Raw genomic sequence first — 25,433 nt, forward strand, 5'->3', positions numbered from 1 at the left:
GAACCAGGCCCGCACTGCGGACCGGGCACGCGCCCCGAACCATGGGCGCGACACCGAACGTGTCGCGTCGGCCGGTTCGTGGTCGACCGCCCGGTCGACGATCGGGCGACTCGTCCCGATCGGCGGCACCGGAACCGGATTCGCACTCTTCGGTTCCCCGGTCGCCCGGTCCGACACCGTGCGACTCGAAGCCCTTTGCCCCTCAATCATGCCGAGGATGACGCCCCCATGTCCTTCGTACTCGTCGACAAGCCCCGCCCCCATGTCACGCTCATCACCCTCAATCGACCGGACCGCATGAACGCCATGGCCTTCGACGTCATGGTCCCCTTTCGTGAGGCTCTGGAAGCCGTGAGTGCCGACAACGATACGCGTGTCGTCATATTGACCGGTGCCGGGAGGGGCTTCTGCTCCGGTGCGGATCTGGAGAATTCCGGCCGGATCCCCGGCATCAAGGGCCTGACCCGCACCAGCATCGCCCGCCGTTCGATGGAGATCCTGGACGACGTGATCCTGGGACTGCGCCGGATGCACCAACCGGTGATCGGCGCGATCAACGGCCCGGCGATCGGCGGCGGCTTCTGCCTCGCCACCGCCACCGACATCCGAATCGCCGCCGACACGGCCTACTTCCGGGCGGCCGGCATCAACAACGGACTCACCGCGAGCGAGCTCGGAATCAGCTATTTGCTCCCCCGGGCGATCGGGTCGTCTCGGGCATTCGAGATCATGTTGTCCGGACGGGACGTGGACGCGACCGAGGCCGAGCGGATCGGACTGGTGTCGCGCGTGGTGTCGGGCGAGAAGTTGCTCGACGACGCGTACGAACTCGCCGAGCGCATCATCGGGTTCAGTCGAGTGGGGGTGGAAGTGACCAAACGGTTGCTGTGGTCCGGCATGGAGGCGAGCAGCATGCACTCGCACATGGACCACGAGGGGCACGCCCAGTTGTACGTGCGACTGACGACGGAGAACTTCGAGGAGGCCATTCGGGCCCGCAAGGACAAGCGACGACCGGAGTACAAGGACTGACGGGCATTCGGACGGACCTTCAGCCGAAAGACTGACGGATATTCAGCCGGATGCCGGCGTGACGTCGACCCGATGTCGGTGTCACATGTCCGTAATTACTTGGTCCGGACTTCACACGTTGAGTGAATGTTGAACATGTGTTGACCGGGAACGGGCAAGCTCAGGCTCATAGTGCGGCGGTCCGGCCGGATCCGGCGGGGCCGCCGGCCACACCACGGGGGTGTGAGCGAGATGCGAGGAGAGTTTCCGTGCTTCACGGAGGGAACGACGAACTGGCCGCCGTCACGGCACTGCTGCAACGGACGCGCGCCGGTGACGGCGGAGCGATCGTGCTGCGCGGGGCCGCGGGGGCGGGCAAGACGACGCTCCTGGGCGAGGCGATGTGGCAGGCGAAGGGGATGACCGTGCTGCGCACGGGCGGACCGCGCGGCGGAGGCGCCCTCCCCTACACCGCACTGCGCCAACTGCTGGCCGGCCTGCACCCGAGAATCGGTCGACTCCCGCACACCCGGGCCCAGGCGCTGCGCACCGCGCTCGGCCTGGCTCCCGGCGCGGCCGATCGCGGCGTGGTGGCCGCGGCGGCCTGCTCGCTGGTCCTGATCGCCGCCCGGGAACAACCGGTCCTGATCCTCGTCGACGATGCCCACTGGCTCGACGCGGCCTCGGCGGCGGTCGTCGCCTACATCGCGCGGCGCGCCGAGGGTGTGCCGATCGCCGTCCTTCGCGCGACGCGGGAAGGCGCGGGTGCGGACGCGAACTCGGCAGCGGCGAAGCCGGCCGGGGGCGCGGGCGCACGGGTCGCGAGCGAGGTGGACAGCGGGATCGCGAGCGGTGCGGGCGCGGCGGAGGCGCCGGCATCGACGGGCGCGGCGGGCGAAGGCGCGGGCGGGGGGATCGCCGGCTTGACGGGCACCTCGGGCACCGCAGGCGAAGGCACGATCGGAGCCATGGTCGGCAGCGCGGCCGACAGCAGCGCGACCGGCGGCAGCGGGGTCGAGCCCGGTGCAGCCGAGCGGGCAGCCTCGGATCGCAGGGTCGGCGACAGCCCGGCCATGGGCGGGGCGGCTTCCGCCGGCCGGCCCTCCGGCCCCGACACCGGCGCTGACACGGGCACCGTTACCGGCATCGACGCCGACACGGCCACGGCCACCGTCAACGACACCGACACGCCCACCGACACCGACACCGATCGCACAACCCGCGCAACGGAGCCCGTGACGAGCCACCCGGCGTCGGACACCCGACGCGGTCGGCCGGAAGCCGGCCCGGCGGACGCCGTGTTCCCGGTCGCCGACGGCGCAGAGCGGGCAACGGCGGCCGCCGGCGACGGAGTCGGCCCCGCAGGCAGGCGACTCCCGGACGGCGTCGGGCCTTTCGACGCGGTTGCGGCAGCGCGACCGGCGACGGAGACGTCCCGGGGCGCCGCCGAGGCCGGGGGGCGCCGGCCGGGTTCCGGTGCGGCGGTCGCGGGTGGGGACGTGCCGTTCGCGGCGTTGCCCGAGGATGCGCGTCGGCTGCTTGCGTTGGCCGCGCTCGAACCGGCTGCCGACCTGGACCAGTTGGCCGTCGCCGGCCGCCGGATCGGCATCGGGCGGAGCGCTCGGCTCGCGGTGTTGCGGGCCGGGCTGGTCGACGCCGCCGAGCACCGGGTGCGGTTCCGGAACGCGGCGGCACGCGAAGAGGTGCGCCGCTCGCTCACCCCCGCGGAGCGCCGCTCACTGCACGGAGCACTGGTCTACGCCGCGAGCGGTGCTCTCGCCTACCGGCGACCGTGGCACCTGGCCGCGCTCGCCACCGGCCCCGACGCCGACCTCGCCGCCGCCCTGGAAGCCGGCGCCGGCCGCACCCGCCGCGAGCTCGGCGCGGGCGCCGCCGCCGCGACCTGGGAGCAGGCCGCCCGACTGACCTCGGACGCCCCCGTGGCCCGCCGCCGTTACGTGGCCGCGGCATACGCCGCGTGGGAGGCGGGATTCCCGGCCCGTGCCCGCACCCTGCTCGACACCGCCGACGCCACCGACCTGGCCGGCGTCGTCGACGAGGGCGCCTCGGCGCACTCGTCCGGCACCGCGATCCGGCTCCGCGCCGCCCTTCGGCACGCCGAAGGACACCGCTCCGAAGCGGGAGCACTGCTCTTGGAAGCGGCCCATGGCCGCGCCGCGCTCCTGCTCGCCGCGACCGGCGCCGCATGGGAGGCGGGCGACCGCGCCCGGACCACCCAGGCCCGCGCCGCCCTGTCCGCCCTCCCCCTGGCCGACGACGATCCGCTGCGCACCGTCGTGGCCGCACTCGGCGCCGACGGCGTTTCGCCCGCGATGGTTGCCCCGGCCACCCGGGCCCGGCTGTACGGCCTGGGCATCGCGCTGTGGGAGGTCACCCCGCTGGCGGTCCACGCGGCGGCCACCGACCAGGCCGCCTACGAGGTCCTCCTCGACGAGGCCGCGGTACTGCGCACCCACGGCGCCCGGGGCGCCCTCGCCGCGGCCCTGATGCCGCTCGCGGTGGCCGGCGCGCTGTCCGGGCGGGCCGTGGAGGCCGAGACGCACGCCGCCGAGGGCCTGCGGCTGGCCCGCTCCACCGGGCAGGGCACGCTGGCCGCGTGGTTCCTGGCCGCGCTCTCGATGGCCGCGACCACCCAGGGCCGGATCGCCGAGGCGCGCGACGGCGCCTGGCAGGCCCTGCGGCTGACCGGCACCAAGGGGCTCACCCCCGTCGGCGCCTACGCGCTCTACGCGCTTGCAGTGGTCGAACGCGCCGAGGGCCGCACCGAAGCCGCCTGCGAACTCCTCGCCAAGGCACTGGCCGCACCCGCCGGCGCCCTGATGGAGGTGCGCATCCGCGCCGAACTCGCCACCGCCGGCCCCAACCGCTCCGGCGTCGCCGCCCTCCCCCCGCGCCCCACCCACCCCAACACCCCACCGCTCGCGCTCACCGGCCGCATCACCCGCACCCCCCAACTCGCCACGGGCAGCGCCTGACCCGGCCGCCGGACCGACGAATCCCACCCCCGCCCCGGCCCCCGCCGGCGCACCCCCGCCCGAGCACCCCCGCCGGCACATCGCCCCCGAGCCCTCTGCGGCCGGACCGTCGCCCCGCACGCACGGCGACCGTCCGCTCGCCGCGCCCCGAAGCGGACACATCCGGCGCCGCGAGCCCCGCAGAGACCGCGACCCGGGCCCGCGAAACCCGTCGCAGCAGACACACCCAGCGCCGCAAGCCCCGCAGAGACCGCAGCCCGGGCCCGCGAAACCCGTCGCAGCAGACACACCCAGCGCCATAAGCGCCCCACGCGCCCCGACCCCGGCCCCCCGAGACCCGTCGAGGCGGACACCCCGTGGTCCACCGCGACGAGTCCCCCGGCGCGGCTCGCCCGATGGCGGACTTGTTCTGCGGACACCTGGGTAGATCGTCGGCGTGACGGAACGCGGCGCGATCGAGGACTGGGACACCCGGCTGGGCTGGATGCGCGCGCTCGTGTCGGACGACGAGATCGCGCACCGACGCGCCCTGGACCGGTATCTGGAGGTGACCCGGGACACCCGCGAGGCCCGCGCCGCCTACGACACGATCGTGCTGCGGGTGCCCCGCTCGGTCACCGCCGAGGAGGCGGCCTGGCGGCGCTTTCGCACCGCGTGGCTGCGCACGCCCGCCGCGGCCCTGCTCGCCGAGCCGCCCGAGCCCGCCGAGGTGCCCGACTGGGGCGGTCTGCCGTACGCGCTGACCTATCTGGAATGGGAGGCCCGGTTTCCGGTCGAATGGACCCGGCATGCCAAGGTCTGGAGCACCAAGCAGCGGCTGATCCGGCTGCTCGCCGTCCCCGGCCACCACGCCCCGGCCCGGGCCCGCCTGATCGACCTCGTCGAACTCGTGCTGTACCGCCGGCATCGGTGCAAGGACCGCGAGTACTCGCGGATCGCCCGCGTGGTGGACGGCGAGGACCTGCGCGCCCGGTTGGCGAAGGCGCAGGTCTCCGGCGAGCCGTGGACCCGGGATCAGGCCGGGCACGTGTTGTGGCTGTTGCACAACCCGCAGATCCCGATCACCCGCACGAACTGGTTCCGCTGGATGTCCGCCACGGCGACGGACACGCCCCGGGCGACCCTGCCCGCCCCACCCCGCACACCACCCCCCGACCACCCCGACGCCCCTTCCCCACCACCTCGTTGACGAGCCGTCATTCGCCGTACAGCACATGCTTTCCCGCCATAGGTTGTGCACCGACAACTTCGGCGACAGCGGCAACAGCCTTCCGGGGGACGACATGGGTCGAGCCGACGACATGGGCAGCACACATCGCATCGAGGCGTTCGGCCGGCGGCATATACCGCATGCATCCGCCGCGGAAACGGAGGCCACGACCCGGTGACCGCGGAACCGGACACCGACCACCCGCCGCACGTCCTGGTCGTGGACGACGACCCCTCCATCCGGCGGGCCTTGGAGCGTGGCCTGCGCCTGGCCGGGTACCGCGTCACCCTGGCTCCCGACGGCGGCCGCGCACTCGAACTGATCGCGCCCGCACCGCCGATCGTGCCCGCCGCGTCGATCCCGCCCGGCACGCTGGACCCGCAGGTAGTGGTCCTGGACGTGGCCATGCCCGGCGTCAGCGGCATCGAGGTGTGCGCCGCGCTGCGGGCCCGGGGCGCCGAGACGCCGGTCCTGATGTTGTCCGCGCGCGACGAGACCGCCGATCGCATCGCGGGGCTGGAGAGCGGCGCCGACGACTACCTGGTGAAACCCTTCGATCTGCGCGAACTCGACCTTCGATTAAGGGCGTTACTCCGCCGGCGCCCGACGGTCGGCGCCGGCGAGCCGGTCCTGCGGGTCGGCCCGGTCGCGGTGGACGTGGCCGCGCACGTCGCGACCTGCCACGGCGCCGCCCTGGAGCTGACCCGTCGTGAGTTCGCGCTGTTGGAGGTCTTCACTCGCAATCCGGGCCTGGTGCTGACCCGGGATCAACTGCTGGACCGGGTCTGGGGCTACGACTTCGACGTGCGCACGGACGTGGTCGACACCTTCGTCAGCTACCTGCGCCGCAAGTTGGAGGCGGGCGGTCGACCCCGCGTGCTGCACACCGTGCGCGGGGTCGGCTTCGTCCTGCGTGCCTCGGGCGGTTCCGGATGAAGCTCTCCACCCGGGTCGCACTGTCGGTCGCCGTCCTGGTGCCCCTGCTCGTGTTGGGCGCGGGAACCCTCGTGGTGCGCTGGGCCCGACACGACCTGATGCAACGTCAGGAGCAGCAGCTCCAGCAACGGGCCGACCGCCTGACCCCGCCCGCACGGATCCTGGCCCGGGCCGACCTGGACGAGCGCCAACAGGCGATCCGCACCCGCCAGTACCGGATCCTGGGCCTGGCCCTGGACGTCGGCCTCCGCCTCGACACCCCGGAGGGGCCGCTGTTGGTGGGCCCCCAGCCGCCGGAGGATGCGCAGCTGCCCGCGCGTGCGCCGTCCCCGGTGACGGTGCACGCGGGTGGGCGTTCGTGGCGGATGGTGACCCGGCCACTGCCGGGCGGCTCGTTGTACGTTTTCGTGCCCTCGGGCGAACCGGCCGCGCAGGCCGCGCTGTTGCGCCGCCGGGTGTACGTGGTCACCGCGTTCACGGTGCCGCTGTCCGGGCTGGCCGGACTCGCCGCCGGCGCCGCGGCCACCCGGTCGCTGCGCGCGCTGCGTCGCCGGGCGGCCCGGCTGGATCCGGACGACGGCGCGCACGACGCGGTGCACGTGCCGTCCGGCGTGGTCGAGGTGGACGAACTCGGCCGCACCCTCGACGACGTGCTGGGCCGGTACGCGGCGCAGACCGCGCGCACCCGGGAAGCGCTGGAGACCGCACGCTCGTTCGCCGCCACCGTCGACCACGAACTGCGCGGCCCGCTCACCGGGATGCGTACCGATCTGGACGTGCTGGCCACCTATCCGGATCTGGCCTCGCCCGAGCGTGAGGACGTGGTCGCGGACCTACGGGTGGGCCACGAACGGGTGTTGTCGGTGTTGACCGCGCTGCGCGCGCTCGCCCAGGGCGATCTGGTGGACGCATCGGCGTTCGGGCCGGTCGAGTTGGGCGAGATCGCGCACGCGGCGGTCCGCGCCGCGCCGACCCGCAGGCCCGGTGCCGAGGAGTCGACCGACCCGGAGACGTTCGACGTACGGGTCGAGGCGCCGCACGAGGTGGTCGTGTACGGACTCGCACCCGGGCTGCGCCTGCTCGTGGACAACCTGGTGGGCAACGCGCTGGTGCACGGGGCGGGTCGGGTGCTGGTGAAGGTGCTGCCCGGGATGGACTGCGGCGTGGTGTGCGTGGACGACGACGGGCCCGGCATCGCACCGGAATTGCGCGAGGTGGTCTTCGAGCGTTTTCGGCGCGGCCCGGACAGTCCCGGCGCCGGACTGGGTTTGACCCTGGTGGCCCAGCAGGTCGCGCTGCACGGCGGCCGGGTCACCGTCGGGGTACCGCCGTCGGGACGGGGCACCCGGATCGAGGTGGTCCTGCCGCTGCGCGCCGACCCGGTCGCGGCCCGGGAGCGCGCCTGGTTGGGCATCCGGACCCCGGGGCCGGCGGATCCGCCCGCGCCCGGCACGTCGGACCCCCGGCCCGCGTCGGCCGTGTCCCGCACGCGGGCCGACGTACCGAAATCCCGCGCGGCGCCCCGGTCCGCCGGGAAAATCCCTTCCCCGGCGACCCGTTCACAGGAAACCCACAAGGAACGGCCCTAGCCTCGCGCTACGCCGTGCCCGCCCGGGGTGGGGCGGGCACGGCGTTTCGGGGGAGGTCGCGCATGCGTGTATTCGACCGCAGCGAAAGCACGGCTCCCACCGATCCGGTGCCCACGGGGGCGCGGCTTGGCGCGCCCTTGGCGTATGCGGGAACGCCCGGTGGCGGCGGCCACCGGGCGCCCGCCCCGTGCTCGCGGCTGCTGCGGCGGGACCCGCAGCCGGCCACGGCGCCGACCAGGTTCGACGGCGACCCGAGCGGCACGGGTTCGATGGCGCGCATCCCCTGGTGGAGCGCGACGGACGAGCGGCACATCCGGCCGGGGGCGGCGACCTGCCTTCGGAACGACCGGGCCACGCCTTGGCATTCGGCGCCGGAGTGGCGGCGGCGGAGCACCGTTACACGGGTGCGCAGGGCGTGGCGTGCCGCCCGGCCGGTGAGAGCGGTCGGGTGACTCGCGGACTCGCCGTGCCCGCGGCGACGGCGGGCATCCTGGCGGCGCTGGTGTCGGCGATCGTCGCACTGGGCGTGGACGGTGCGGACGAGACCGCCTACGGCACGCACGAGGTGGGCACCATCACGCCCGCGGCCGGCCCCGGACCGGCCGCGTTCACCTCGATCGTGCTCGGCGCGCGAAACGCGGTCGACTGTACGCGGGCCGACGTGCGGGTCGAAGAACCGGCACTGCCCTGAGGAGATCCGCCCCGGGGGCCGCCGCGGCCGATGCCGAGGTCGGCCCGAGGACGGTGTGGGATGCGCGGATCACGGAGGGGGCGATCCGGACATCCCACACCGCTCCACGGCGCCGGCGCTCGGAGCCGGCCGGCGCTCAGAGCTGTAGGTAGCGCAACACCGCCATCACCCGACGATGATCGGTGTCCGAAGGCGGCAGGTCGAGCTTGGTGAAGATGTTGCCGACGTGCTTTTCCACCGCGCGCTCGGTCACCACCAGCTTCTTCGCGATCGCCGCGTTCGTGCGGCCCTCGGCCATCAGTCCGAGCACCTCGTGCTCGCGCGGGGTGAGCGTGCTCAGGCCGCCGCTGCGCAGTCCGGCACCGAACAGCTGGGTGACCACCTCGGGGTCCAGCGCGGTGCCGCCGGCCGCGACCCGCTCCAGTGCGTCGGTGAAGTCCCGGGTGTCCACGACGCGTTCCTTGAGCAGGTAGCCGACGCCCGCCGCGTTGCCGCCGAGCAGTTGTGCGGCGTACCGGGTCTCGATGTACTGCGAGAAGACCAACACCCCGATGCCGGGGTGGCTTCGGCGGATGTCGATCGCGGCCCGCAGGCCCTCGTCGGTGTGGGTCGGCGGCATCCGGATGTCGACCACGCACACGTCCGGTTTGTGCTCGACCACCGCCGCCCGCAGGGCGTCGGCGTCCGCGACGGCGGCCGCGACCTCGTGGTCGCGGTCGAGGAGCAGTTGAACCAGGCCGTCCCGCAGGATCGCGGCGTCTTCGGCAATGACGATGCGCATGGGCTCGATCGTCCCATGCCCCGACCACCCCTCGGTCCCGATATCCCGGTCGGTACTCACCCGCCGGCCGGCAGTTCCACCGTCACCTCGGTCGGCCCGCCCGGTGGGCTGACGATCCGTAGCGTGCCGTCCACCGTGCGTACGCGTTCGACCAGGCCGGTGAGGCCGCTTCCCTTGCTCGCGTTCGCCCCGCCGCTGCCGTTGTCGGTGACCGTCATGCGCAACCGGCCGTCCCGGACCCGTACATCGACCGTCGCCGCACTCGCGCCGGAGTGGTGTGCGACGTTGGTGAGCAGTTCGGCGGCGCAGAAGTACGCGATGGTCTCGATCGTGGCGGGCGGACGCACGTCGATGTCGGTGTGCACCTGCACCGGGACCGCGCTGCATGCGGCCAGGGTGGCCAGCGCGGCGTCCAGGCCCTGGTCCAGGACCGGTGGGTGGATGCCCCGGGCGAGGTCGCGCAGTTCGACGATCGCCTCGCGGGCGTTGCCCAGCGCGCTGTCCACGAGCGTGCGGGCGCGGTCCACGTCCATCGGCCGCTCGGTGTCCTCGGTGTCCAACTTCTCCTTGGCCATGCTGAGGTTCATCGCGAGCGCGACGAGTCGGGCCTGCGCGCCGTCGTGCAGGTCGCGTTCGATCCGGCGCAGCGTCGCGGCCGAGTCGTCGACGGCGATCGCCCGGGTCTCCTCCAGATCGGCCACCCGCTGTGCGGACTTGGTCGGCCCGAGCAGGGCAGGGATGAGCAGCCGATCGAGGTGGACGACCCCGCGGACCGCCCAGGGGGCGATGAGCAGGATCGGGATGGCGGACAGGCTCACCAGCAGCGCGAGCGGCCAGGTGTCGAAGTACAGCTCGTTGATCTGTATTCCCGAGCGGCGGTCGACGCCGTGCGCGTCGGTGGTGTGCGGGTCGAACACGACCAGGAGCAGCGGGTACGCCAGCATGACCAGCCCGTAGCACCAGAATGTGCCGGTCACCAGGAGCGTCAGCACGCTCAGCGGGAATTTGAGCACGTGGTAGGCGATCGCCCGCCAGCCCTCGGCGTTGCCCAGCGAGGAACCCAGCAGCCCGAGCGGGCCGCGCTTGGGCCGGAACGTGCGCAGCGGCGGCGTCTCGACCCCGAGCATGGCGCGCGCGAGCCCCCGGTGCACACCGCCCCAGGCCCGTGCGCCCATCACCGCGAGGGCCAGGATCGGCAGGCCGACGAGGGTGACGGTCAGCGCGACCCCGAAGACCGCGAACAGGAAGATCGCAGCAAAGCCGAACATCGCGAGCGGGAAGGTGAGGATCGCGTAGCCGGCCTCGGCCCACGTTCGTCTCGTGAACGGGGCCTTCAGGAACGTGTGCATGGGGGCATCCTCGGGGGCGTAACGGTCGTGATGGTGGAGTGTGCTCATGCTCCCCGGCGCGGGGCACCCGGATCGAGGGTGACACCCCCCGACCTGGTGGTTCGGTTTGCCCCACCTCTCATACCGGATTCATATCGGATGATTCGCCCACGCGATGACCCGCCCCGGGGATTCACCGCGTCTGCCGCCGATTCCCGGTCCGTACCGCCAGGGCCACCGCGTCGGCCAACCGCTCGGTCTCCTCGGCGGTGAGGGTGGACACGGTGATCCGCAGGCCGGGCGCGGAGGTGATCCGAAATCGCGAGCCGGGGGCGACCGCCCAGCCCCGGGCGAGCAGGCCGGCCACGGCGGTGGTCTCGTCGGGCACCTCGATCCACACGTTGATCCCGGTCCGACCGACCGAGGCCACTCCACGGGCGCGCAGCGCGTCGATCAGTCGGGTACGGCGCACCCGGTACGTCTCGCGCGCGAGTCGGATTTGTTCGGCCACGTCGGGGTCGGTCCACGCGTGCGCGATCGCGTGTTGCAGGACGTGGCTGACCCAGCCGGGGCCGAGCCGCTGCCGGCCGCCGATCCGGTCGACGGTCACCGCGTCGCCGGTCAGGATCGCGCAGCGCAGGTCCGGCCCGTAGGCCTTGGACACCGAGCGGATGTGCGCCCAGTGGGTGCCGACACCGGTGAGGGTGTGCAGGTCCAGGCCGGAGATGTCGTTGCCGTGGTCGTCCTCCAGGAGCACCACGTGCGAGTGCGCGGCCAGGATGGGGCGCAGTTCGGCGGCCCGTTCGGCCGACACACAGGCGCCGGTGGGGTTTTGCGCGCGGCTGGTGACCACGAACGCGCGGGCGCCGGCGCGCAGCGCGGCCTCGGTCGCGGCCGGGTCGGGGCCGTCGTCGTCGACCGGGATCGGCCGCGGGGTCAGGTTCAGCGCGGCGAGCAGGTCGAGCAGGTTGCCCCAGCCCGGATCCTCGACCGCGACCAGGTCGCCGGGCCGCAGGTGCGCGGTGAGCGCGCGCTCGATGCCGTCCAGAGCGCCGGAGGTGGCGGCCAGGTGGGTGGTGTCCACGCCGCCGGCGCGCAGCACCACCCGGGCCGCGTCGGCGAACGGCTCGTACAGGGCGCCGTGCAGGTAGAGCGGTCGCCAGCCGCTCGGATCGGGGAAGGCCGGCGACGGCAGCAGGGCGGGGTCGGGCTCGCCGTTGGACAGGTCGCGGGTGCCGGGTGGCACGCCGGGGCCCAGGTCGTCGCGCCGGGTGGTCGCCGGGCGGGCCCGGATCCGGGTGCCGGCCCGACCGTGGGTCTCCACGATGCCCCGCTCGCGCAGGGTGCGGTACGCGGCGGCGACGGTGTTGGCGTTGACGCCCAGTTCGGCCGCGAGTGCGCGCACCGGCGGCAGCGCGTCGCCGGGTGCGAGTTCGCGTGCGTGCAGGTCGCGTTCGACGGATGCGGCGATGTCGGCGGCGGTGCGACCGGTGATGGCCATGGTTCTCCTGCGTCTGGGCGTCGCGCTGCGGGGTGTGGCTGCGGGATGCCGGGGTGGCGGCTTCCGGGGGTGGGATGCGAAGCCGGGATCCGGGAGCGGATTCCGGCCGCGGGTTCACATCCGGCGGATCGTCGGATTATGCCGTTGACATCCTCCCCGGAGCCGGCTCTATTGTACTACCCCAATCACCATTTTGAACTAGTACAAAGGATCTTCGGATGACCGACTACCCCGTCACCGCGGCCACCACCCCGCATCGGCACCGCGACCGCATGAGCTACGACGTCGAGGCGGTACACGCGATCCTCGACGCCGGCTTCCTCGCCCACGTCTCGTTCACCCTCGGCGGCCTGCCGCAGTTGCTCCCGCTCGCGTTCGGCCGCGACGGCGAACGGCTGTACCTGCACACCTCCAGCGGCGGACAGCTCGCCCTGGCCGCGCGCGCGAGCGGCGCGGAGGGCCTGCCGGTGGCGGTCTCGGTCACCCACGTGGACTCGGTGGTGCTCTCCCGCTCGGCGATGCACCACTCGATGGACTACCGCTGCGTGATCGCACACGGCCCGCTGGTGCATGTCACCGACCCGGACGAGCAGTTGCACGCCTACCGGGTGATCATCGACCACCTGGTCCCGGGTCGCGCCGACGACGTCCGCCAACCCAACCCGAAGGAGAACGCGCAGACCGCGGTCTTCCGACTGGAACTGGACCGGGTCGCGGCGAAGATCCGCGACCACGGCCTGGCCGAGGACCCCGACGACCTCGACCTGCCGCACTACGCCGGCGTGGTCCCGCTGACCACCACCCGCGGCCCGATCCGCCCGGACCGGGACCAGGAGATCCCGCCCTACCTGGCCGAGTGGCTCGGCGCATCCTGACCCGGTGCGGACGCGATGCGGCTCAGTCGTGTTCCACCCGGGACGCGACTCGACAGGCGGCCGCGGCCGACAGCACGAACACGCCCGCCACGATCGCGAGTTGGGTGATCGGCAGGTCGACCCGGTCGTGCTTGGCGGCTTCGGTGACCACCTCCAGGACGCGCGCCGCCGGGCTGCCCGTGACCACCAGTGCGGTCAGGGTGGCCAGCGCCGCGAGCGGGACGGCGTACGCGGGGCGCCGCATCAGCGGGCGGTTGGTCAGCGCGCCGATCGCGACGCCCGCCAGGATGGTGACGAGCTGGGCCACCGCTCCCGCGGCGATCGCCTCGCCCCGACTCACGCCGTGCGTGGCGTGGTTGGCGATCCGATCGGTCGAGGCGACCAGGGCCGCGGTGCACAGCGCGGCGAGCACACAGGTCAGGACCAGGGCGATCAACAGCGCGGCGAGATGCGCACGGCCGGGTCCGACCGCGGCCGAGGTGGTGTGTCGGGCCGCCGCGGGCTCGACCGTGACGGACACCCGCGTGAGCCACACCGCAATCGGCATGATCGCGGCGGCGGCCCACCCGAACGAGGCAAGCAACGGGTCGCCGCCGGCCGCGCCGATGGCCATCACCGCGGCGTAGACCAGCGCGGGCGGCACCCATCGATGGGACCGCAACACCAGGGCGGCCTGATATCGCACCACGGCGGAGATCACGCGCCGTCTCCTTCCCGGTGCACCGCGCGCACGCTCACCCCGGGCACGGCGGTGAGCAGATGACGCAACAACGCGTTGGAGTGCGCCGTGGTGCTGTGCAGCCGAAGCACGCCCGGTCGCGTCTCCTCGCGGACGGGATCGCCGGGCAGGCGGTCGAGTTCGGGCCGGTGGCCGCTGTCGATGTCGATCACCACCCGGATCGCGTTCGCGGTGGAGATCGCGGGCACGACCGCACCCGCCTCGACCCGGTACGTGTCGGTCACCTCGTCCGCCAGGCGGCGCGGGTCGTGATCGACGAAGACCACGGTCGCGCCGGCCTCGACCCGCTCGACGACACAACCGTCCAGGACGTCGCGCGAGGGGGCGTCGAGTCCGGTCCACGCCTCGTCCAGGACGAGCAGATCCGGTTCGGCCATGAACGCCTGGGCGACCGCCACCTTTTGGCAGGTGCCCTTGGACAGCCCGCGCAGCGGCGCCCGTACCTTGTCCGCGAAGTCCAGCCGCTCGGCCCAGTCCTCGGCCCGCCGCCGGCTCTCCCGGCCGGTGAGACCGTGCAGTCGGCCCAGGTGGGTGAGGTATCGCAGGGCGGTGAGCGGCAGTTCGGGCGGGAATCGTTCGGGGACGTAGGCGGCCGAGCCACGTTCGGTGACGCTGCCGGTGGTCGGTTCGCAGACCCCGGCGACGACCCGCAACAGTGTGGACTTGCCGCTGCCGTTGTCGCCTTCGACCCGGACCAGCCCACCGCGCGGCAGGTGTAGGTGCACTCCGCGCAGCACCCATGGGCCGCGCAGGGCATATCGCTTGCCGACACCCGTCAGGTGCACCGCCGTCCCCCTTCACCGGAACCTCGGCAGCAGACCTTACGGCAGGACGAGGTCGGCCACATCGCACCGGCGCGCACAACGGGTGTGAACCACCGTGCGGTTGGCGGGAGTTCGGGGGGCGCCCGGGAACGCACCCGGGCCCGCCGATTTCGCGGCGGGCCCGGATGTACGCGCAGTGCGGTTGTCGCGTCGGCGTGGTGCCCTGACACCTTGCCTTGGCGTTCGTGTTGCCGTGTTGCCGTGTTGCAGACCTACAGGTCGGTCTTGGCGAGCTTCGGCGCGGCGGCGGTCTTCAGGTCCGCCTCCGCCGGGTTCGGTACCGGGTCGGGGAGCTTCCCGCAGACCGCGTCGGCCGGGCCGTGGCCCCTGCCCTTCGGGGTCTTGCCGGTGACCAGGTACTCGTTCAGGTAGTCGTCCAGGCAGCTGTTGCCGCTGAGCGAGATGCCGTGGTTGCGGCCGCCCTGCTCGACCACGAGGGCCGAGTCACGGAGCAGGCGGTGCATCGTGACGCCACCCTCGTACGGGGTCGCGGCGTCGTTGGTCGCCTGGAACAGCAGGGTCTTGGGCAACCTGTCGTTGGCGACGTTCACCGGCTTGAGGCTCGACGTCGGCCAGAACGCGCAGGCCGCGTTGAACCAGACGTTGTTCCAGGTCAGGAACGGCGCCTTGGCGTAGGTCTTCACCGCGTCCCGGTGCCAGGTCGCCCAGTCCTTGGGCCAAGCCGCGTCCCGGCACTGGGTGGCCAGGTAGCCGCTGTTGATGTTGTCGTTGCCCGGGCTCGCCGCCGCCAGATCCTCGTACGCGGTACGCAGCGGAGCGGTGACGTTGTCGACCACGTATCCCGAGAAGCCTTCGGCCAGTTCGGCCCAGGTCGAGTCGTTGTAGCCGCCCTGCGCGAACGCGTCCTCGACCTCGGCGCCGCCGACGACACCCTCGGCCGGGTTCTTGCTCAGCTTGTCGCGCATCGTGTACCAGGCCTGCTCGACCTTGGCCGGGTCGGTACCCAGGTGGTAGTTCGCGTCGTACTTGGCGACCCAACCGAAGAAGGCCTTCATGTTGTTGTTGAAGGCGACGTCCTGGGTGAGCTGGCCGCCGTACCAGATGCTGTCCTTGCTCGGGTCGACGATGCTGTCCAGCACCAGTCGCTTGACCCGGCTCGGGAACAGCTTGGCGTAGACCGCACCGAGGTAAGTACCGTACGAATACCCGAAGTAGCTGATCTGCTTGGCTCCGAGGGCGGCGCGGATCGAGTCCATGTCCGCGGCCGAGGCCGGCGTGTTCATGTGCTTGAGGAAGTCGCCGTACTTGTCGCCGCACGCCTGGGCGTACTGGTACACCCGCTTGATGTTGGTCAGTTCTTCACCGAAGTTGTCCGGGACGGTGTCCGGGCGGACCGGGTTGTTGAAGCCCGGTACGCAGTCCAGGTGCGGCTCGCTGGCACCCGCACCGCGAGGGTCGAAGCCGATCACGTCGAACTGCGCGGCCACCTCGGGGCGCAGGTTCTTCGCGACGTAGCCGGCCAGTCCTCGACCCGGCGCACCGGGGCCGCCGGGGTTGACCAGCAGCGGGCCGAGCGACTTCGCCGCGGTGTGCGGAATCCGGGACACCGCGATGGTGATCTGCCGACCGCCGGGGTTGCTGTGGTCCATCGGGACCTGGAGTGAACCGCATTCCAGCGTCGGGTAGTTCGAGCTGCCGCAGTTCTTCCAGGCAATGGGGGTGGATGCGGACTCGGCCTGGGGTGCGGGCGAGTCGTCCGCCAAAGCCGGCGGCGCGAGGGTCAGGAGCCCGCCCACCAAGGTAGTGGCGGCTGCGAACGCGACGAGAGTGTGTCTCTTCACGTGGGTGTTCCTCCATGTGACGGATCTGTCACGAGTGACATCGACGCCGCAGATGCTGCCGTGTCGATGACCGGTGCGACGAGGGGGCGGTCGACTCGAAGCGGGAATCCTTGCCAAGCGGAGTGGTTACCATTACCCAGATTTTGGGTTTACCACGCGCCGCGCCCGTTTGGCCGCATATGTGGACGATTGTGCAAGGAGTCGGTCGACTGCGCTCCGTGGCCGACGCGCGTAGCGGACCCGGAGGTTTGGCGTCGGGTTGCTCGATCGTCACCGGTGTTCGATCCGTCCTGGATCCCTTTGGGTATTCCACCGGCGGCGGGCCCCGAACCACCCGCGCCGCGGGAGCGTGATCCGCGCACGGCTGACGGTGAACCGGCTGCATGGGTCGAGCGCGCCCCGGCCGCGCATGGGACGCGTCCCGCGCCGGTCGCCGAGGAGCCCCGTCCTCGGCGACCACGCATGGACCGGACCCGATCCCCGCCGAGCCCGGCGGGGATCGGGTAGACCGGATCTGGTCAGCCCAGGTACGGCGGAGTCTGCCCCCAGTCCCAGCGCGGCATCGGCGACTCCGGAAGCGGCGGCGGGTTGGGCCCGGAGTACAGGATCGCCATCCGGGTGCCCCACTCCAGGTAGTACGCGAGTACACCGCGGAACTCCGGGTCGGCCGGCAGGTCCACGTCGTCGGCCGTCTCCAGGAGCAGTGCGACCCACCGACGGCGCTGTGTCTCGGTGATCCCTCGACCCAGGTGCCGCGAGGCCATGTGCCGGTGGCCGCCCAACTCGGTGCTGTACCGGGACGGGCCGCCGAAGACCTCGCCCAGCCAGGACGCCACGTGCTCGGCATGGTGCGGGTCCATGTTCGCGAACACCGGGGCGAGGATCTCGTCCTTGGCCACCCGCTCGTAGAACGTGCCGAACAGTCGCTCGAACGCGGGCGCGCCACCGGCCCACTCGTACAGCGTCGGGGTCGAACCGCCCTTGCCCACCACGTCGGTCACCGCGTAGTGCCGCATCTCCTCGATCGCGGTGACGTACGGCCGGATCGCGGCGAAGAACGCGGCGAAGTGCTCGCCCTTGCGGAAGCCGTTGAGGTGCGCGTCCGTCGAGGTCCAACGGATCCGCAGGATGTAGGCGGACGCCTCCTCCTGACATCTGCTCAACTCGTAGTCCACACACTCCGGCGCGGCCGCGAGCGACTCGGCCGCGCGTGCGTACGCGGCCTCGAACTCGGCGCTGTCCGCTTCGGCGATCGTGTAGCGGATGTATTCGACGATCATGAACGGTCCCCCATGCAAGACGCTGGTTCGATCGCGTCAACCATAGGCATGATCACCCGCCGGCCGATCATCGACGCGAGATGATTTCGCCGACCGCGTAAGGCAATCCACCCCGCCCGACCACCGATCGCCCGCGCCCCCTCCGCGCACCGCCGAACCGGTCCGCGCAGGCCCCAGGCGTGCACCGACCGCCCTCAACCCCTCGCGAGAGCGGCATCGGCCGGCGCCACGTCGAGCACCGCCTTCCCCGCCACCCGTCGTCCCGCGAGTGCCGCGAACGCCTCCCCCACCCGCTCCCACGGCTCGCGCAGACCGATCTGGACCACGAGTTCACCGGAGGCCACCAGCCCGACCAGCGTGGCGAGATCGGCCCCCGGCTCGCTCGCGTCACCGAACGAGCTCAGCGTCCGAGCCGCTCCCACCGCGAAGGTCGAATAGGGCGGGAACACCGCCGCCTCCCCCGAGGCCCAACCGATGCTCTGCACGACGCCTCCGGGCGCCAACTTCCCCCAAGCGGTCACCAGTTGGGGGCCGCCGACGGTGTCGAGCACCAGATCCAACGGCTCGTCGACCCCCTCCGGGCCCACCACGACCTCGGCCGCGCCCAGTTCGGTCAACCCGGCGCCGCGTTCCGGTGTACCGACGGACGCGATCACCCGCGCGCCCGCCCGGGCCGCGAGTTGTACCGCCATCCGCCCGACGCCCCCGGCCGCACCGGTGATCAGTACCCGCCGACCCGCCACCGGACCACTCGCCCGCAGCGCCCGCAGCGCGGTGAGCCCGGCCACGGGCAGCGCCGAAGCCACCGCCGAATCCACGGAGTCGGGCAATTCCGCCAGCGCGTCGACCCCGACGGCGACCCGCTGCGCCCACGCACCCGTCACACACGCCACGACCCGACTACCGACCGCCGGCCCACGTCCGTCCGCCGCCGCCCGGACCACCACGCCCGCCGCGTCATATCCCGGCACCGTCCCGGCCGGCCACACGCCCGTACGCACATCACCATGGTTGACCGACACGTGCCGCACCTCGACCAACACCTGACCGGCCCCGGTTCCGGCTCGGATATCTCGGCCTCCCGGATCCCACCCGTCGCCTCGGGATCGACCACCAGAGCACGAACGGCCATACCTGCCCCCTCGATTACCCGACCGACCACCGATCACCTCGATCGCAGACCGCCCGGCCGCACGGAACCACGAACACCACTCACCACCATACGGACCGTCAGTCCGGATAGCCGCGAGTAATATACGGACTGCCAGTCCGATTGTTCAAGAACCCCATCCTCGAAGAACACTGCGGAAGCCACCCGCACACCCCTGCCGAGTCACCCCTGTCCGTCGAGCCCCGTGCGACGACCCCTCCCAGGAGCCCCTGTGTCCCAGCCGGTTCACGAGCGCGCCGATGCCACGCGCAACCGCCGCGCAATCCTGAAAGCCGCCGAAGACCTGCTGGCCGAACACGGCTTCGAGCACGTCTCCCTCGACAAGGTCGCGGCGGCGGCGGGCGTCGGCAAAGGCACGGTGTTCCGCCGTTTCGGCAACCGCACGGGCCTGCTCCGCGCCCTCCTCGAGGAACGCGCCCTCGTACTCGGCGAGGCGATTGCCGACGGCCCACCACCTCTGGGCCCGGAAGCCCCCGCCGAGGTACGCCTCCCGGCCTTCCTCGACGCCCTCGCCGAACTCGCCGCAGGCAACATCGTCCTGCTGGCCGCACATGAACGCGCCTGCGCCGAGGACAAGTACACCGACCCGACCTACCTGCGCTGGCACGCTCACATCACCAACCTGCTCACCCACTCCCACCCCGAGCTGGACGTCGACTTCGTGGCCCACACCCTCCTCGGCATGTTCGACGCCGACCTGGTCCGCCACATCACCGACAACGGCGGCCCGGCCCGCCTCACCACCTCGGTCCGTTCCCTGGCCACCGCCCTGCTCCCTCCACCCACCGCCCCCGGACCCTGACCCCCCACCCTCTTCGTGCCGCGATTGCTTCCTAGACTCGGCGGCATGGACGTCGGGGCAGCCGCGCATACGGACGAGACCATCCACGCCGGGAGTTCCAGGAGACCCACCGGCACCGACCGGGGAGGCGCGGGTGTCGGCGGCGGTGTGCCGGCCGTCGGGACCGCCGCGTCCGCCCTCGTCCCCTTCGTTCCCGCCGACCTTCCCGATGTGCTCGACTTCCTGGTTCGGGCCGATCTCACGCTCAGTGGGCTCGATGCGGCCGAAGTGCGCTTGTGGTTGCTTCGGGACGGCGGCGGCAGGGTGTGCGGCAGCGCGGGGTAGGAGTTGTCGGCCGCCGGCGATCACGCACTGATTCGTAGCGTCGCGGTGGATCAGGATGCTCGGGGCGCGGTCTGGGGCTCGAACCGGCTCGCTTCGTACTGGGCCGCGCCGCCGCGGCCGGTGCCCGGCGGGCGTGGTTGTTCAGCCGGCGGTCGGGTCCGTTCCGGCAGCGGTTGGGCTTCGAGCCGGCCGACCGTACCCGACTGTTGGCGGTCCTGGCCGACACGCACCAGGTGGCCCTGTTCCGCGCGAGCGGCCGACTGGGCCGCGAGGTGGCCTGGTCGCGCGATCTCGACCCGGGCGCGTCGCATCCGATGCCCGCCCGATGACGCCGTGAGCACCGGAGCCCGTCCCCCGATCCCGCCGGGCGCGACGCGGCGGGATCGGGATGGACGGGCCCTGGCCCGGCCCAATTATCGGGCCAACTGCGGGACGCGGGCGGATCGGACGTGCGCCCCGCAGAGTCACTCGGACATTTGATCACTCCGGCGTCCAACCATGCGATCCGGTGGTCTCTCGATCCACTCGATCGCCCGGCAGCCGAGCCGATCGCCTCGGCGGCGTCCGGTCCCGACCGGGCCCGAGGGCCCGAACACCCCGGACCGCAGGCCCGTCTTCCTCAAAGCTCCGACCGGATCCGGCAGAATCCGGCAAGCGGCGGTGACCTGGCCTCCCCGTTCCTTCAAAGCCTCACAACTCCACAACCCCGCCGCCCGGCCGCGCACGCGGCTCGGCCGGTTGCGGATCACGATGCACGAGACCCTACGATCCGGCTTCGCCGTCCGCGACTCCGGGTTGTGCCCCGAGCAACAACCCGCTTCGCCAACGCGTCGGTTGCGCACGAAATGGTCATGCCGGCGGCACGAAGCGTCGGCCCCATCGGGGCTCGGCGTCGTTCATGATCGACAGGCAAAGGCTTGATTGTGCACGCTCGAACCGGCTCCCGTTCGCCGGGATACGTATAGCCGCGGCAAAGAATGCAATATCCGGAAGTCCCGCATCCGGTTGGTTTGCGGCCATCTCCTCGGCGGATCTCGGGCGGGGCCTCCGTGGGGACTCTGCGGGGCTTCTGCGGAGCCTCGGCAGATCTTCACAAATCGCCCGATCACCACTCGGGCGTCCCGGTGCCCGCGTCGCGACACCGGTACACCCGCGCCAAGGCCGCCGCCGCCGCGCGCATCGCCGACCGCAGTTCCGGTGGCCCGAGCACCTCCGCGTCGCCGCCGAACGGGAGGAGGGTCGTGATCGCCGAATCGACCGACTCGATCGGGAGGACGACCTCGACCCAGCCGTCGGCGTCGGGCCGGGTCGCGCTCGTGCGAGCCGCGCGTACGACGACCGGCTCCAGCACGTCCACCAACCGCTTCATCGCGCTCGGGGACACCCGCACGGTCGCCGACGCGCGATGTCGGCGGCGGTCGAACCGGTCCAGGTAGTCCTCCCAGTACGTCGCCAACGCGAACCCGACCGGTCGCTCGAACGTCTCCGCGCGGGCCTGGACATCCAGGATCCGCGACACCCGATAGGTACGGATCCGGGCTCCGTCTGCGCCGCCGTCCGGCGAGCCTCCGGCCGGACCACCCCCGACCGCCTCCACGCCCATGCCCGGCCCCGAGGCCGCCCCGGCCCCCGCCCCCGCGTCGACGGGCGCCTCCCGGTGTCCCGCCACGAGGTACCAGGCACCCGCCTTGAGCACCACGCCGTACGGGTCCACCACCCGCGTGTTCTCGTGCGGCTCGGCCCAGCGGAGGTAGCGGATGCGCAGCCGTCGCCGGTTCCACACCGCATCCGCGACCTCGGTCAGGTGTGGGGTGTGGTCGTCGGCGCCGTACCAGGCGGGCGCGTCGAGGTGGAAACATTCGGCGATCCGCCCGGCGCGGTCCCGCAGTTCGGGCGGGAGCGCGGCCATCAGCTTGAGGTGTGCGGCGGTCACCGCGGTGCCCAGGCCCAGATCGGCGGCGGCCGTCGGCAGACCGGTGAGGAACAACGATTCGGCCTCGCCGGTGGTGAGGCCGGTCAGCCGGGTGCGGAATCCGTCGAGCAGTTCGTATCCGCCGCGATGGCCCGGATCCGCGTACAGCGGCACCCCGGCCGCGCTCAACGACTCCATGTCCCGGTAGATCGTCCGGACCGAGACCTCCAGGGTGTCGGCGATCTCCCGAGCGGTGACCCGCCCTCGGGTCTGGAGCAGCAACAGGATGGAGACCAGCCGACTCGCCCGCATCCGGCGAGTCTGCCCGACTCCACTGACACAACGTGTCAGTGGAGCGCGTCTACGTTCCGCCCATGAACGCCATTCACCCCACCGACGAAACCGTCGACCCCACCTCCGCCCCCGCCCCGACCGACATCGACATCGACGACTTCGTCGACCGCTACGTGGCCGTGTGGAACGAGCCGGACCCGGACGCCCGGCGGGCCGCCGTCCAGGCGCTGTGGGCGCCGGACGGGATGGAAACCATCTCGTCCGGACGGCACATCGGCCACGACGCGCTCCTGGATCGTGTCACCGATGCCTACGAACAGCTGGTCGACAAGGGCGGATTCGTCTTCCGCGCGGCCGGGGACGCGGTCGGTCATCACGGCGCCATCACCTTCACGACCCACATGGTTCCGGCGGCCGGCGGCGACGTGGCATGGACCGGGCGGGTGGTCGTACGACTCGGCCCCGACGGCCGCATCCGGCACGACCAGCAGTTCACCGTGCCGACCGACCCGACGCCCGGTACGTATGCCGTCGTCGCCGAATTCGTCCGCCGCGTCGGGTCGGGAGACCCGGAGCGGATCGCCGAACTCTTCGCCGACGGCGTGGACTGGCTGCTCGACTGGCCGGCCGAGGGCCACCCGTCGACACCGTGGATCCGGCCGCGTTCGACCCGCGCCGACGTCGCCGCGCACTTTCGCGAACTGGCCGCGGCGCACACCGACGACCGTCCGCAGGAAGCCGACGAACCGGGCACCACACCCGACCTGCGGATCCTGGTCGACGGTCCGGACGCGGTGCTGCTGACCGAGATCCGGCGTACGGCCGCGTCCACCGGTACGGCCTTCCGGGCGCGGTGCGCGCTGCACGTCACCGTCGAGGCGGGCCTGATCAGCCGCTACCACGTCTACGAGGACAGCCTCACGGTGGCCCGGGCGCACACCGCCGCCGACTGACCGGGTCGACCCCGCCCGGCCCGCACTCCGCCGGCGGCGGGCACTCGCAGCCCGCCGTCGGCCCGGCCGCTATCCCTTCAGCGCCTCCGCGAGCAACGCCGTGGCCCGCGCCCAGGCGTCCTCTGCCGCGGCCGGACGGTACGTATCGCGCTCCTCGCACGCGAAGCCGTGCGGCGTGTCCGGGTACACCACGAACTCGTTCCGCACTCCGGCCTCGGCCAACAGCCGCGCGATCGAATCCCGCTCGGCGGCCGGGTAGAGGTGGTCCTCTCCACCGATCAGCACCAGCACGGGCGTGTCGTACCGCGCGATCGACGGAGTCAGCGTCACCGTCGGCTCCGGCCGCCCCAAGCCGATCTCCGTGCCGGTCAGCCAACCCGGATAGAACGCGACCAGGGCCGCCAACGGCACCTGCGTCGCCGCGTAGTAGGCGATGTGCCCACCCGCGCTCAACCCCACCATCGCGGTGGGCGCATCGTCGCCGAACCGCCGGCCCAACTCCGCGATGGCCGCCGTGACATCGGCGCGCACACCATCCCGGGTCAGCCCACCGACCAGGTCGAGCCCGCGCGCCCGCCCGTCGAGGTCGGCGGGCAACTCGATGCGGCGGCCCGCCCGATGGTAGAAGTCCGGTACCAGGGCCCGGTATCCGAGCCCGGCGAGCATGTCGGCGACGCCTCGTACATAGCCGGTGATGCCGAACATCTCGAAGCCCACGAGCACATTCGGATGCGGTCCGGGCCCGTCGGGCCGGGCCAGATACCCCGACATCGGCGCCGGCGCGCCCGGCACGTCGATCTCGATCCACTCGTCGACAGTCTTCACACTCACGCCTTCGTTCCCCTCACCCTGGGCGTGCCGTCGGCGCCCCGCTCGATGCCGAACTTGGTGGCCGACACGACCTCGTCGCGGCGGCCGGCGATGGCCCGGCCGTGCAGTTCCTCGTTGTGGCCCGAGCCGTAGCTCATCGCCGTGTCCAGCAGCGTGACCCCGAGATCGAGAGCCGCCCGCACGAGCGCGATCGACTCCTGGTCGTCGGCCGCTCCGTAACCCTGCGACAGGCCCATGCACCCGAGGCCCAGAGCCGAGACGGTGAGCCCCTGTCGTCCCGGGGTTCGCGTCTTGATGGTGGTCATGTCGACGACCCTAGACAGGCCCCACACTGGTATCCAGAGACCGCTTTTACTGGTAACAGTGGTACCAGGATCAACCGGATCTCAAGCAGATCCGACCGCTATCGAGCAGAACCCATCGAAATCGATCAAGGAAACCCGCAAGGAACCGCCAGGATGCCCACCGCTCCGAACCCGGCGCCGCCCGACCATTCCGGCCCCGGTCACCCCGGCCCCGATCGCCCCGGCCTCGATCACCCGAGCCCCGATCCCCCGGCCCCCGACCTCCCGGCCGCCGATCCCCCGGCCCCGCATCGACCCGCCCGCGCACTGGCCGACTTCCTGCGCTCTCGCCGGGCCCGGCTCCAACCCGTCGACGTCGGCCTCCCGCCGGGCACCCGCCGCCGCACCCGCGGGCTGCGCCGCGAGGAGGTGGCCGGCCTCGCGTCGATCTCGACCACGTACTACACGTTCCTGGAGCAGGGCCGCGACGTGCGCCCGTCCCGCCAGGTCCTGGATTCGCTCGGCGCCGCGCTGCGGCTCGAACCGGCCGAACACGCCCATCTGATCCACCTCGCGACGTGCGAGCCGACCGCCGCGCCCGTCGGCGCGGCCGCCGAGGTACTCGCCCCCGGCGTCGCGGCGCTGGTCGACCGCCTCGACCCGGACCCGACCTACGTCACCGGCCGCCGCTTCGACGTGCTCGCCGCCAACCACGCGGCCCGGGCGCTGTGGACCGACTGGTCGCTGCTGCCGCCCGAGGAACGCAACATCGTCTGGTGGACCCTGGTCGCCCCCGAGGCGCGCACCCGGCTCGTCGACTGGGAGGTCGAGGCCGTCGGCGCGCTGGCCCGGTTCCGCGCCGCCGCGGACCACCACCCGGGCGATCCGGCCTTCGCCGACCTGATCCGCCGGCTGCGCGCCGCCGGGCCGGAAGCGGATGCGTGGTGGCCCCGACACGATGTGAGCGCGCTGTCCTCCGGCCGGAAGCGCCTTCGGCATCCGCTCCTCGGGCGCCTCGACCTCACCCACGTGGTGCTGCAAGTGGCCGACCGGCCGGACCAGAAGATCGTCACGTTCACCGCCGAGCCGGCACAGCGGGAACGGATCGCCGAACTCGTCCGCACCGCCACCCGGCAAGCGGACGATCCGTCCTGACCCATCCCGGGCCGGCCACACCCGGAGCCGACCAGGCCGGGACCGGAGCAATCCCGGCCCCGGTCAAGCCGCGCGCCGCACCGCACCGATCAAGCCTGGAGCTGCCGGGTCCGGCCCCCTTTCGAGTCCGGACCCGACCAGGCC

General features: G+C 72.4%; 22 protein-coding genes and 1 pseudogene. 12 read left to right on the plus strand and 11 right to left on the minus strand.

The window, feature by feature from the left end; genetic code table 11:
• The first annotated feature begins 228 nt into the window (after window positions 1–228).
• The 6 genes from ACFZBU_RS25645 to ACFZBU_RS25670 all read left to right on the plus strand — a co-directional run bounded on the left by ACFZBU_RS25645 (window position 229) and on the right by ACFZBU_RS25670 (window position 8,433).
• Window positions 229–1,032 carry an enoyl-CoA hydratase gene (locus tag ACFZBU_RS25645; RefSeq protein ID WP_391585992.1) on the plus strand — a complete coding sequence of 268 codons (804 nt, stop codon included), beginning with the start codon at window positions 229–231 and terminating at the stop codon, window positions 1,030–1,032.
• A 248-nt stretch (window positions 1,033–1,280) separates the two neighbouring features.
• Window positions 1,281–4,007, plus strand: coding sequence for an AAA family ATPase (locus ACFZBU_RS25650; protein WP_391585993.1), 2,727 nt, complete (start codon window positions 1,281–1,283; stop codon window positions 4,005–4,007).
• A 436-nt stretch (window positions 4,008–4,443) separates the two neighbouring features.
• Window positions 4,444–5,196, plus strand: coding sequence for a hypothetical protein (locus tag ACFZBU_RS25655; RefSeq protein WP_391585994.1), 753 nt, complete (start codon window positions 4,444–4,446; stop codon window positions 5,194–5,196).
• 195 nt (window positions 5,197–5,391) lie between these two features.
• Window positions 5,392–6,153: a response regulator transcription factor gene (locus ACFZBU_RS25660; RefSeq protein ID WP_391585995.1), complete on the plus strand. Its 762-nt coding sequence runs from the start codon at window positions 5,392–5,394 to the stop codon at window positions 6,151–6,153.
• A complete protein-coding gene (locus ACFZBU_RS25665; protein ID WP_391585996.1) occupies window positions 6,150–7,742 on the plus strand; it encodes a sensor histidine kinase in 1,593 nt (530 codons plus the stop codon). Before ACFZBU_RS25660 ends, ACFZBU_RS25665 begins: the two co-directional genes overlap by 4 nt.
• Before the next feature lie 448 nt (window positions 7,743–8,190).
• Window positions 8,191–8,433: a hypothetical protein gene (locus ACFZBU_RS25670; protein WP_391585997.1), complete on the plus strand. Its 243-nt coding sequence runs from the start codon at window positions 8,191–8,193 to the stop codon at window positions 8,431–8,433.
• 136 nt (window positions 8,434–8,569) lie between these two features.
• Here ACFZBU_RS25670 and ACFZBU_RS25675 read toward each other — a convergent pair whose 3' ends face one another.
• The 3 genes from ACFZBU_RS25675 to ACFZBU_RS25685 all read right to left on the minus strand — a co-directional run bounded on the left by ACFZBU_RS25675 (window position 8,570) and on the right by ACFZBU_RS25685 (window position 12,043).
• A complete protein-coding gene (locus ACFZBU_RS25675; protein ID WP_391585998.1) occupies window positions 8,570–9,214 on the minus strand; it encodes a response regulator in 645 nt (214 codons plus the stop codon).
• 56 nt (window positions 9,215–9,270) lie between these two features.
• Complete coding sequence (locus ACFZBU_RS25680; RefSeq protein ID WP_391585999.1) at window positions 9,271–10,563, minus strand: sensor histidine kinase; 1,293 nt, start codon at window positions 10,561–10,563, stop codon at window positions 9,271–9,273.
• A gap of 172 nt (window positions 10,564–10,735) precedes the next feature.
• Entirely contained in the window at window positions 10,736–12,043 is a 1,308-nt protein-coding gene (locus tag ACFZBU_RS25685) for an aminotransferase class I/II-fold pyridoxal phosphate-dependent enzyme (RefSeq protein ID WP_391586000.1), read from the minus strand.
• A 218-nt stretch (window positions 12,044–12,261) separates the two neighbouring features.
• Between ACFZBU_RS25685 and ACFZBU_RS25690 the strand changes: the two genes are divergently transcribed.
• Window positions 12,262–12,918 (plus strand): pyridoxamine 5'-phosphate oxidase family protein, encoded by a 657-nt coding sequence (locus tag ACFZBU_RS25690; protein ID WP_391586001.1) that lies wholly within the window; start codon window positions 12,262–12,264, stop codon window positions 12,916–12,918.
• 22 nt (window positions 12,919–12,940) lie between these two features.
• Here the strand turns inward: ACFZBU_RS25690 and ACFZBU_RS25695 are convergent, their stop codons facing one another.
• From ACFZBU_RS25695 to ACFZBU_RS25715, 5 genes are all read right to left on the minus strand, one after another.
• Complete coding sequence (locus ACFZBU_RS25695) at window positions 12,941–13,618, minus strand: ABC transporter (protein WP_391586002.1); 678 nt, start codon at window positions 13,616–13,618, stop codon at window positions 12,941–12,943.
• Window positions 13,615–14,442 (minus strand): ATP-binding cassette domain-containing protein, encoded by an 828-nt coding sequence (locus ACFZBU_RS25700; RefSeq protein WP_391586003.1) that lies wholly within the window; start codon window positions 14,440–14,442, stop codon window positions 13,615–13,617. Before ACFZBU_RS25700 ends, ACFZBU_RS25695 begins: the two co-directional genes overlap by 4 nt.
• A 251-nt stretch (window positions 14,443–14,693) precedes the next feature.
• Entirely contained in the window at window positions 14,694–16,091 is a 1,398-nt protein-coding gene (locus ACFZBU_RS25705; protein WP_391586240.1) for an alpha/beta hydrolase, read from the minus strand.
• A 710-nt stretch (window positions 16,092–16,801) separates the two neighbouring features.
• Window positions 16,802–17,563, minus strand: coding sequence for a group II truncated hemoglobin (locus tag ACFZBU_RS25710; RefSeq protein ID WP_391586004.1), 762 nt, complete (start codon window positions 17,561–17,563; stop codon window positions 16,802–16,804).
• 194 nt (window positions 17,564–17,757) lie between these two features.
• Complete coding sequence (locus ACFZBU_RS25715; protein ID WP_391586005.1) at window positions 17,758–18,585, minus strand: zinc-binding dehydrogenase; 828 nt, start codon at window positions 18,583–18,585, stop codon at window positions 17,758–17,760.
• Between the two features lie 360 nt (window positions 18,586–18,945).
• Here ACFZBU_RS25715 and ACFZBU_RS25720 point away from each other — a divergent pair, with 360 nt between their 5' ends.
• The 3 genes from ACFZBU_RS25720 to ACFZBU_RS25730 all read left to right on the plus strand — a co-directional run bounded on the left by ACFZBU_RS25720 (window position 18,946) and on the right by ACFZBU_RS25730 (window position 20,189).
• Window positions 18,946–19,536 (plus strand): TetR/AcrR family transcriptional regulator, encoded by a 591-nt coding sequence (locus tag ACFZBU_RS25720; protein ID WP_391586006.1) that lies wholly within the window; start codon window positions 18,946–18,948, stop codon window positions 19,534–19,536.
• Between the two features lie 45 nt (window positions 19,537–19,581).
• Window positions 19,582–19,860, plus strand: a complete 279-nt coding sequence (locus ACFZBU_RS25725) for a hypothetical protein (protein ID WP_391586007.1) — start codon at window positions 19,582–19,584, stop codon at window positions 19,858–19,860.
• A 173-nt stretch (window positions 19,861–20,033) separates the two neighbouring features.
• Window positions 20,034–20,189 (plus strand): hypothetical protein, encoded by a 156-nt coding sequence (locus ACFZBU_RS25730; protein ID WP_391586008.1) that lies wholly within the window; start codon window positions 20,034–20,036, stop codon window positions 20,187–20,189.
• A 776-nt stretch (window positions 20,190–20,965) separates the two neighbouring features.
• Here ACFZBU_RS25730 and ACFZBU_RS25735 read toward each other — a convergent pair.
• Window positions 20,966–22,084 carry a helix-turn-helix transcriptional regulator gene (locus tag ACFZBU_RS25735; RefSeq protein ID WP_391586009.1) on the minus strand — a complete coding sequence of 373 codons (1,119 nt, stop codon included), beginning with the start codon at window positions 22,082–22,084 and terminating at the stop codon, window positions 20,966–20,968.
• Between the two features lie 62 nt (window positions 22,085–22,146).
• Here ACFZBU_RS25735 and ACFZBU_RS25740 point away from each other — a divergent pair, with 62 nt between their 5' ends.
• Window positions 22,147–23,019 carry a nuclear transport factor 2 family protein gene (locus ACFZBU_RS25740; protein WP_391586010.1) on the plus strand — a complete coding sequence of 291 codons (873 nt, stop codon included), beginning with the start codon at window positions 22,147–22,149 and terminating at the stop codon, window positions 23,017–23,019.
• A 69-nt stretch (window positions 23,020–23,088) separates the two neighbouring features.
• Here ACFZBU_RS25740 and ACFZBU_RS25745 read toward each other — a convergent pair whose 3' ends face one another.
• Window positions 23,089–23,850, minus strand: coding sequence for a dienelactone hydrolase family protein (locus ACFZBU_RS25745; RefSeq protein ID WP_391586011.1), 762 nt, complete (start codon window positions 23,848–23,850; stop codon window positions 23,089–23,091).
• Window positions 23,850–24,155: pseudogene (locus ACFZBU_RS25750) on the minus strand (aldo/keto reductase); the annotation flags it as partial. The pseudogene ACFZBU_RS25750 and the gene ACFZBU_RS25745, both read right to left, overlap by 1 nt.
• A gap of 153 nt (window positions 24,156–24,308) precedes the next feature.
• Between ACFZBU_RS25750 and ACFZBU_RS25755 the strand changes: the two are divergent.
• Window positions 24,309–25,289 carry a helix-turn-helix transcriptional regulator gene (locus ACFZBU_RS25755; protein WP_391586012.1) on the plus strand — a complete coding sequence of 327 codons (981 nt, stop codon included), beginning with the start codon at window positions 24,309–24,311 and terminating at the stop codon, window positions 25,287–25,289.
• Window positions 25,290–25,433 lie beyond the last annotated feature (144 nt).

It is taken from the genome of Embleya sp. NPDC008237, assembly GCF_042956465.1.
In the GTDB taxonomy this organism is placed as follows: domain Bacteria; phylum Actinomycetota; class Actinomycetes; order Streptomycetales; family Streptomycetaceae; genus Embleya.

Excerpts from the sequence above, each read along its gene's own strand:
- ACFZBU_RS25645 (WP_391585992.1), top strand. The coding sequence starts at position 229 with ATGTCCTTCGTACTCGTCGACAAGCCCCGCCCCCATGTCACGCTCATC.
- ACFZBU_RS25665 (WP_391585996.1), top strand. The coding sequence starts at position 6,150 with ATGAAGCTCTCCACCCGGGTCGCACTGTCGGTCGCCGTCCTGGTGCCC.
- ACFZBU_RS25675 (WP_391585998.1), bottom strand. The coding sequence starts at position 9,214 with ATGCGCATCGTCATTGCCGAAGACGCCGCGATCCTGCGGGACGGCCTG.
- ACFZBU_RS25680 (WP_391585999.1), bottom strand. The coding sequence starts at position 10,563 with ATGCACACGTTCCTGAAGGCCCCGTTCACGAGACGAACGTGGGCCGAG.
- ACFZBU_RS25685 (WP_391586000.1), bottom strand. The coding sequence starts at position 12,043 with ATGGCCATCACCGGTCGCACCGCCGCCGACATCGCCGCATCCGTCGAA.
- ACFZBU_RS25690 (WP_391586001.1), top strand. The coding sequence starts at position 12,262 with ATGACCGACTACCCCGTCACCGCGGCCACCACCCCGCATCGGCACCGC.
- ACFZBU_RS25705 (WP_391586240.1), bottom strand. The coding sequence starts at position 16,091 with ATGGACCACAGCAACCCCGGCGGTCGGCAGATCACCATCGCGGTGTCC.
- ACFZBU_RS25710 (WP_391586004.1), bottom strand. The coding sequence starts at position 17,563 with ATGATCGTCGAATACATCCGCTACACGATCGCCGAAGCGGACAGCGCC.
- ACFZBU_RS25725 (WP_391586007.1), top strand. The coding sequence starts at position 19,582 with ATGGACGTCGGGGCAGCCGCGCATACGGACGAGACCATCCACGCCGGG.
- ACFZBU_RS25735 (WP_391586009.1), bottom strand. The coding sequence starts at position 22,084 with ATGCGGGCGAGTCGGCTGGTCTCCATCCTGTTGCTGCTCCAGACCCGA.
- ACFZBU_RS25740 (WP_391586010.1), top strand. The coding sequence starts at position 22,147 with ATGAACGCCATTCACCCCACCGACGAAACCGTCGACCCCACCTCCGCC.
- ACFZBU_RS25755 (WP_391586012.1), top strand. The coding sequence starts at position 24,309 with ATGCCCACCGCTCCGAACCCGGCGCCGCCCGACCATTCCGGCCCCGGT.